This window comes from Streptomyces sp. MBT65, from assembly GCF_016612545.1.
Classification (GTDB): Bacteria; Actinomycetota; Actinomycetes; order Streptomycetales; family Streptomycetaceae; genus Streptomyces.
Genome location: NZ_JAENRY010000003.1, coordinates 101,946 through 110,067, shown reverse-complemented (window position 1 = coordinate 110,067; position 8,122 = coordinate 101,946). Strand labels below are relative to the sequence as shown.

The following is an 8,122-nucleotide window of genomic DNA, read 5'->3' as shown; positions in this document are numbered from 1 at the left end:
GGCACGGCGGTCGGTACGACAGCCAGTGCGGCGACGACGGAGGAGGTGCCCCATGGGAGTCCTGAAGAAGTTCGAGCAACGCCTCGAAGGTCTGGTCAACGGCACCTTCGCCAAGGTGTTCAAGTCCGAGGTCCAGCCCGTCGAGATCGCCGGCGCGCTCCAGCGGGAGTGCGACAACAACGCGACGATCTGGAACCGCGACCGGACCGTCGTACCCAACGACTTCATCGTCGAGCTGAGCACGCCGGACTTCGAGCGGCTCAGCCCCTACTCCGGCCAGCTCGGTGACGAGCTCGCCGGGATGGTGCGCGACTACGCCAAGCAGCAGCGCTACACCTTCATGGGACCCATCAAGGTCCACCTGGAGAAGGCGGACGACCTCGACACCGGTCTGTACCGGGTGCGCAGCCGTACGCTCGCCTCCTCCACCAATCCGCACCCCGGCCGCCGGGGTGCGGATGCGGTACTGGGTGGAGATCAACGGCGCCCGCCATCAGATCTCCCGCGCGACGTTGGTGATGGGCCGCAGCACCGAAGCCGACGTGCGGATCGACGACCCCGGCGTATCCCGCCGGCACTGTGAGATCCGGACCGGAACGCCCTCGACGATCCAGGATCTCGGGTCCACCAACGGCATCGTGGTGGACGGGCAGCACACCACCCGCGCTACGCTCCGCGACGGCTCGCGGATCGTCGTGGGCAGCACCACCATCATTTACCGGCAAGCCGAAGGGTGAAGCGGGGGCAATGTCAGAGCTGACCCTCACGGTCATGCGGCTGGGTTTCCTGGCCGTACTGTGGCTGTTCGTGATCGTGGCCGTGCAGGTCATCCGCAGCGACCTGTTCGGAACGCGTGTCACTCAGCGCGGCTCGCGACGGGACGCGGGACGGCCGCAGCAACAGGCCGCCCGGCAGGCGGCGCCTCCGCAACAGCGCCAGCAACAGCCGAGCGGGGGCGGCCGGCAGCGCCGTAACGCCCCCACCAAACTCGTCGTCAGTGAGGGAATTCTCACCGGCACCACCGTCGCCCTCCAGGGCCAGACCATCACCCTGGGCCGGGCGCACGATTCGACGATCGTGCTGGACGACGACTACGCATCCAGCCGCCATGCCAGGATCTACCCGGACCGCGACGGCCAGTGGATCGTCGAGGACCTCGGATCCACGAACGGCACGTACCTGGACCGGTCCCGGCTGACGACCCCCACACCGATTCCGCTGGGCGCGCCGATCCGCATCGGCAAGACCGTCATCGAGCTGCGGAAGTAGTACAGACAATGAGCGAGCGGAGCGAGCACGCAGCGGCGGACCGCCTAGCGGACCCCGGCGCGCTCCCGACCGGAGGGTGGGCACCGTGCGGATGTACCCGGAGCCGACGGGCGAGGTGCGCATGAGTCTGTCACTGCGCTTCGCCGCCGGATCGCACAAAGGCATGATCCGCGAGGGCAACGAGGACTCCGGCTACGCCGGTCCACGTCTCCTCGCGATCGCCGACGGGATGGGCGGCCAGGCCGCCGGTGAGGTCGCCTCCTCCGAGGTGATCTCGACCATCGTCTCGCTCGACGACGACGTGCCGGGCTCCGACATCCTCACCTCGCTCGGCACCGCCGTGCAGCGGGCCAACGACCAGTTGCGGATGATGGTCGAGGAGGATCCACAGCTGGAGGGCATGGGCACGACCCTGACCGCCCTGCTGTGGACCGGGCAGCGGCTCGGCCTCGTCCATGTCGGCGACTCCCGCGCCTACTTGCTGCGCGACGGCGTGCTGACCCAGATCACCCAGGACCACACGTGGGTGCAGCGGCTGGTCGACGAGGGCCGGATCACCGAGGAAGAGGCCACCACGCACCCGCAGCGCGCGCTCCTCATGCGCGCGCTCGGCAGCGGCGACCACGTCGAGCCGGACCTGTCGATCCGTGAAGTCCGCGCCGGCGACCGGTACTTGATCTGTTCCGACGGGCTGTCGGGCGTCGTCTCCCACCAGACGATGGAAGACACCCTCGCCAGCTACCAGGGCCCCCAGGAGACCGTGCAGGAGCTGATCCAGCTCGCGCTGCGCGGCGGCGGCCCCGACAACATCACGGTGATCATCGCCGACGTCCTGGACCTCGACACCGGCGACACCCTCGCCGCGCAGCTCTCGGACACCCCGGTGATCGTCGGCGCGGTCGCCGAGAACCAGCTCCACCTGCACGACAACAACATCATGCAGACTCCGGCCGGCCGCGCCTCCGGGCTCGGCCGCCAGGTGCCCGGACAGGGCGGCGGCGGTGGCGAGTTCGGCCCGCCCGGCTCCGGCGACACCACCGGTTACGTCCCCGAGGGCAGCTTCGGGGACTACACGGACGACGACTTCGTGAAGCCCTCCAAGGGCCGCAAGTGGTTCAAGAGATCCTTCTACACGGTGCTCGCGCTCGCCGTCATCGGCGGTGGCCTGTACGGCGGTTGGCGCTGGACGCAGACGCAGTACTTCGTCGGCGCCAACGGCGAGCACGTGGCGCTGTACCGGGGCATCAGCCAGGACCTCGCCTGGGTCTCGCTGTCGAAGGTGGAGAAGGACCACCCCGACATCGAACTCAAGTACCTGCCGCCGTATCAGCAGAAGCAGGTCAAGGCGACGATCGCCGAGGGTGGTCTCCAGGACGCCCAGAAGAAGATCGCCGATCTGGCGGTGCAGGCCTCCGCGTGCAAGAAGGAGTCCCAGCGCGAGACCGCCGCGAAGACGACTTCCAAGCCGGGCTCGGGCCAGGCCGGTGGCACCACGGGAACCACCAGCACCTCCCTCACGTCCAAGGCCACGCCGAAGCCGAATCCTTCGGCCTCGACCTCGACGTCCCCGTCCCCGACCCCGTCTGCGACTCCCAGCCCCGGTCCCAGCCTTTCGGAGGAAGAGCAGCAGGTCGTCTCGCAGTGCAGCAAGTAACAGGCAAGCCGTGAGAGGCCCCGTCACACGATGAGCAGTTCAACCAACACGCCGTCGCACCACACGTCCACGATCGGCTCCATCGGCGCACCGAGCCGGCGCAACACCGAGCTGGCGCTGCTGCTGTTCGCGGTCGTCATCCCGGTCTTCGCCTACGCCAACGTGGGCCTGGCCATCGACGACAAGGTGCCGACCGGGCTGCTGAGTTACGGCCTGGGCCTCGGCCTGCTGGCCGGCGTCGCGCATCTGGGCGTGCGCAAGTTCGCGCCGTACGCGGACCCGCTGCTGCTGCCGCTGGCCACGCTGCTCAACGGCCTGGGGCTCGTCGTCATCTGGCGCCTCGACCAGTCGAAGCTGCTCCAGTCCATCGGCCAGGCGGGCAACGCGGCACCGCGGCAACTGCTGTACACCGCGCTGGGCATCGCGTTCTTCGTCGTCGTGCTGATCTTCCTCAAGGACCACCGCGTCCTTCAGCGCTACACGTACATCTCGATGTTCGCGGCCCTGGTGCTGCTCCTGCTGCCGCTGGTGCCCGGCCTCGGGGCCAACATCTACGGCGCCAAGATCTGGATCAAGATCCCCGGACTCGGCTCTCTTCAGCCCGGTGAGTTCGCGAAGATCGCCCTCGCCGTCTTCTTCGCCGGCTACCTGATGGTGAAGCGCGACGCGCTCGCCCTGGCCAGCCGCCGTTTCATGGGCCTGTACCTGCCGCGCGGTCGCGACCTCGGCCCGATCCTGGTCGTCTGGTTCATCTCGATCCTAATCCTGGTCTTCGAGACGGACCTCGGCACCTCGCTGCTGTTCTTCGGAATGTTCATCATCATGCTGTACGTCGCCACCGAGCGGACCAGCTGGATCGTCTTCGGTCTGCTGATGTCCGCGGCCGGCGCGGTCGGTGTGGCCACGTTCGAACCGCACGTCCAGCAGCGTGTCCAGGCCTGGCTGGACCCGATGAAGGAGTACAAGCTCAGCCAGGCGGGCGCGGCCGGCCACTCCGAGCAGTCGATGCAGGCGCTGTGGGCCTTCGGCTCCGGCGGCACCCTCGGCAGCGGCCTGGGCCAGGGCCACTCCGACCTGATCCGGTTCGCCGCCAACTCCGACTTCATCCTCGCCACCTTCGGCGAGGAACTGGGCCTGGCCGGCATCATGGCGATCCTGCTGATCTACGGCCTGATCGTGGAGCGCGGCGTACGCACCGCGCTGGCCGCCCGCGACCCGTTCGGCAAGCTGCTCGCCGTCGGCCTGTCCGGCGCCTTCGCGCTCCAGGTCTTCGTGGTGGCCGGCGGTGTCATGGGCCTCATCCCGCTGACCGGTATGACCATGCCGTTCATGGCCTACGGCGGTTCCTCCGTGCTGGCCAACTGGGCCCTCATCGGCATCCTGATCCGGATCAGCGACACCGCCCGCAGACCGGCGCCCGCGCCCGCACCCAGTCCCGACGCCGAGATGACCCAGGTGGTCCGCCCGTCATGAACAAGCCCCTGCGCCGGATCGCGCTCTTCTGCGGCCTCCTGGTCCTCACCCTGCTGTTGCGCGACAACTGGCTCCAGTACGTCAAGACCGACAGCCTCAAGGACGACCCGAAGAACCGCCGGGTCACCATCGCGCGCTACTCCACCCCGCGCGGCGACATCATCGTCGACGGCAGCCCGATCACCGGCTCCACCCAGACCAGCACCTCCGGGCTGAACGACCTGAAGTACAAGCGCACGTACAAGAACGGCGCGATGTGGGCGCCGGTCACGGGATACGCCTCGCAGGCCTTCGGCGCCAACCAGCTGGAGTCCATCGAGGACGGCATCCTCTCCGGCACCGACGACCGGCTCTTCTTCCGCAACACCCTCGACATGATCACCGGCAAGCAGAAGTCCGGCGGCGATGTCGTCACCACCCTCAACGCGGCCGCGCAGAAGGCCGCGTGGAGCGGTCTGACGAAGCAGGGCGGCAAGGGCGCGGTCGTCGCCCTCGACCCGTCCACCGGCAAGATCCTGGCGCTGGCGTCCTACCCGTCGTACGACCCCTCGTCGTTCGCCGGGAACTCCACCTCCACGGACTCCAAGGCCTGGCAGAAGCTCCAGAAGAAGTACGACCCGGACGACCCGATGCTCAACCGGGCGCTGCGCGAGACCTACCCGCCGGGCTCCACCTTCAAGGTGGTCACCGCGGCCGCGGCGCTGGAGAACAACCTGTACTCGTCCGCCGACACGGCGACCGACTCGCCGCTGCCCTACATCATGAAGGGCACCACGACCGAGCTGAAGAACGAGGGCAACATCCCCTGCAAGAACGCGACCATGCGCGTCGCGCTGCAGTACTCCTGCAACACCGTCTTCGGCAAGATCGGCTCGGACCTCGGCAACGACAAGATGCTGGCCGAGGCGAAGAAGTTCGGCTTCGACTCCGAGCAGTTCACCCCGGTCCGTTCCAGCTCGTCGGTCTTCTCCGACAACATGAACTCCTCGCAGACCGCGCTCTCCTCGATCGGCCAGTTCAACACCGCGGCGACCCCGCTCCAGATGGCCATGGTCGCCTCCGCGGTCGCCAACGACGGCAAGCTGATGAAGCCGTACATGGTCGACAAGCTCCAGTCCTCGAACGTCGACACCATCGCGCAGACCGAGCCGCAGGAGCTGAGCCAGCCGCTCTCCTCGAAGAACGCGCAGATCCTGCAGTCGATGATGGAGACCGTCGTCAAGGAGGGCACCGGCAAGAACGCGCAGATCGACGGCGTCACCGTCGGCGGCAAGACCGGTACCGCCCAGCACGGTGTCGACAACAGCGAGAACCCGTACGCCTGGTTCGTCTCCTACGCCAAGCTCGCCGACGGCAGTTCGCCGGTGGCCGTGGCCGTGGTCATCGAGGACTCCAGCGCCAACCGTGACGACATCTCCGGCGGCGGCCTCGCGGCCCCCATCGCGAAGAGCGTGATGGAGGCGGTCATCGACAGCAAGAAGTGACCCCGCTCACGTCCCCTTCACATCGGTGCACGTTGGGATACCGGTCCTGTATCGGGTGACGGGCTTGGCCAGGTCACACAGAGCCAGCCGGGTACGGTAGGCCCGGACGGCTAGCCTCCGACCGCACATCCGTGCGGGTCGGGACCGACGGAGAGGGCTGGTAGGGAACTATGGAAGAGCCGCGTCGCCTCGGCGGCCGGTACGAGCTGGGCCACGTGCTCGGCCGTGGTGGCATGGCGGAGGTCTACCTCGCCCATGACACACGCCTCGGCCGCACGGTGGCGGTGAAGACGCTGCGCGTCGACCTTGCGCGCGACCCTTCCTTCCAGGCCCGGTTCCGCCGGGAGGCCCAGTCGGCCGCCTCGCTCAACCATCCCGCGATCGTCGCGGTCTACGACACGGGCGAGGACTACGTCGACGGGGTCTCGATCCCGTACATCGTCATGGAGTACGTCGACGGTTCCACCCTCCGTGAGCTCCTCCACAGCGGCCGCAAGCTGCTGCCGGAGCGCTCCATGGAGATGACCATCGGCATCCTCCAGGCCCTGGAGTACTCGCACCGCAACGGCATCGTCCACCGCGACATCAAGCCGGCCAACGTCATGCTGACGCGCACCGGCCAGGTCAAGGTGATGGACTTCGGCATCGCCCGCGCGATGGGCGACTCCGGGATGACGATGACGCAGACGTCCGCGGTCATCGGCACCGCCCAGTACCTCTCCCCGGAGCAGGCGAAGGGCGAGCAGGTCGACGCCCGCTCGGACCTCTACTCGACGGGCTGCCTCCTCTACGAACTGCTGACCGTACGCCCGCCGTTCGTGGGCGACTCCCCGGTCGCGGTCGCGTACCAGCACGTACGCGAGGAGCCGCAGCCGCCGTCGGTCTTCGACCCCGAGATCACGCCCGAGATGGACGCGATCGTCCTGCGGGCCCTGGTCAAGGACCCCAACTACCGCTACCAGTCCGCCGACGACATGCGCATCGACATCGAGGCCTGCCTCGACGGTCAGCCGGTCGCGGCGACGGCGGCGCTGGGTTCGGTCGGCTACGGCGGTTACGGCGACGACCAGGCGACCACGGCACTGCGCTCGGACGCCGGGGCCGGCGCCACGACGATGCTGCCCCCCATGAATCCGGACGACGGCGGCTTCGGCTACGACGACCGCCCCGACCGCCGACGCCAGCAGCAGAAGAAGAAGACGAACACCTCGACGATCCTGCTGGTCGTGGCGGCGGTACTGGTCCTGGTGGGCGCGATCCTGATCGGGAAGTGGGCGTTCAGCGGGAAGGGCGGCGCGGACAAACCGTTCGCGGCTCCGAACTTCGTCGGCCAGACCTACGACACGGCCAAGACCATGGCCGTCAACTCCGGTCTGAAACTGGCCGAGCCCACCCGCAAGGCCTGCGAGAACGCCCCGAAGGGCAGCGTCTGTTCGCAGAACCCGGCGGCCGGCGACGACGTCAAGAAGAACGACACCATCAGCCTGGTGGTCTCGACCGGGGCGCCGAAGGTCGTCGTACCGAGTGTCCTCGGCCAGAACGTCGACGACGCCACCACGACGCTCGAGGGCGACAAGTACCAGTTCAAGGTGAAGACCCAGCAGAAGGTCTCCGGGGAGGACCCGGGCACCGTCCTGGAGCAGAACCCGAAGCTCGGCGCCGAGGTGCAGAAGGGCACCACGATCACCCTGACCGTCGCCAAGGCCGAGGAGAAGTCCACGGTCCCGGACGTCACGGGCAAGACCTGTGACGAGGCCAAGGCGCAGATGACCGCCAACAACCTGGTCGGCAACTGCACCGAGGTGGACACCGACGACTCCAACCTCGTCGGCAAGGTCGTCTCGACCGATCCGCAGGCCAACAGCCAGGTGGACAAGAACTCCTCGGTCAACATCCAGATCGGCAAGTCGACGCAGACCCAGGTCCCGAACGTCGTGGGCCAGACCGTGAAGAACGCCAAGCAGATCCTGCAGCAGAACGGCTTCGACAACATCCAGTTCGCCGACGGCAGCGATCAGGGCGACAACGCGTTCGTGACCCAGATCGACCCGGGCGCGGGCAACACGGTCGACCCGGACAACACGACGATCACCCTCACCACCCTGGGCACCAACAACAACAACGGCGGGAACAACAACGGCGGCGGCTTCTTCGGCGGCAACTCCGGATAAGCGGCACCGCACGGACGGACGACGGAGCCCCGGCACCCCGAGAAGGGGGCCGGGGCTCCGTCATGCCGTGG

The 8,122-nt window shown here is 67.9% G+C and carries 5 protein-coding genes and 1 pseudogene; all 6 read left to right on the top strand.

Features of this window, described 5'->3' with window-relative positions; all coding sequences use genetic code 11:
* Positions 1-52: 52 nt before the first annotated feature.
* The 6 genes and pseudogenes from JHN63_RS02265 (at position 53) to pknB (ending at position 8,051) form a co-directional block, all read left to right on the top strand.
* Positions 53-737 (top strand): annotated as a pseudogene (locus JHN63_RS02265) (FhaA domain-containing protein).
* 10 nt (positions 738-747) lie between these two features.
* Entirely contained in the window at positions 748-1,269 is a 522-nt protein-coding gene (locus tag JHN63_RS02260) for an FHA domain-containing protein (protein ID WP_043675935.1), read from the top strand.
* Positions 1,270-1,360: 91 nt separating this feature from the next.
* Positions 1,361-2,923 carry a Stp1/IreP family PP2C-type Ser/Thr phosphatase gene (locus tag JHN63_RS02255; RefSeq protein ID WP_200676934.1) on the top strand — a complete coding sequence of 521 codons (1,563 nt, stop codon included), beginning with the start codon at positions 1,361-1,363 and terminating at the stop codon, positions 2,921-2,923.
* 30 nt (positions 2,924-2,953) lie between these two features.
* Positions 2,954-4,396 carry an FtsW/RodA/SpoVE family cell cycle protein gene (locus tag JHN63_RS02250; RefSeq protein ID WP_200676926.1) on the top strand — a complete coding sequence of 481 codons (1,443 nt, stop codon included), beginning with the start codon at positions 2,954-2,956 and terminating at the stop codon, positions 4,394-4,396.
* A complete protein-coding gene (locus tag JHN63_RS02245) occupies positions 4,393-5,880 on the top strand; it encodes a penicillin-binding protein 2 (protein WP_200676925.1) in 1,488 nt (495 codons plus the stop codon). Before JHN63_RS02250 ends, JHN63_RS02245 begins: the two co-directional genes overlap by 4 nt.
* A 170-nt stretch (positions 5,881-6,050) precedes the next feature.
* Positions 6,051-8,051: a Stk1 family PASTA domain-containing Ser/Thr kinase gene (pknB, locus tag JHN63_RS02240; protein ID WP_200676924.1), complete on the top strand. Its 2,001-nt coding sequence runs from the start codon at positions 6,051-6,053 to the stop codon at positions 8,049-8,051.
* The last annotated feature ends 71 nt before the right edge of the window (positions 8,052-8,122 follow it).

Excerpts from the sequence above, each read along its gene's own strand:
- pknB (WP_200676924.1), top strand. The coding sequence starts at position 6,051 with ATGGAAGAGCCGCGTCGCCTCGGCGGCCGGTACGAGCTGGGCCACGTG.
- JHN63_RS02260 (WP_043675935.1), top strand. The coding sequence starts at position 748 with ATGTCAGAGCTGACCCTCACGGTCATGCGGCTGGGTTTCCTGGCCGTA.
- JHN63_RS02250 (WP_200676926.1), top strand. The coding sequence starts at position 2,954 with ATGAGCAGTTCAACCAACACGCCGTCGCACCACACGTCCACGATCGGC.
- JHN63_RS02245 (WP_200676925.1), top strand. The coding sequence starts at position 4,393 with ATGAACAAGCCCCTGCGCCGGATCGCGCTCTTCTGCGGCCTCCTGGTC.
- JHN63_RS02255 (WP_200676934.1), top strand. The coding sequence starts at position 1,361 with ATGTACCCGGAGCCGACGGGCGAGGTGCGCATGAGTCTGTCACTGCGC.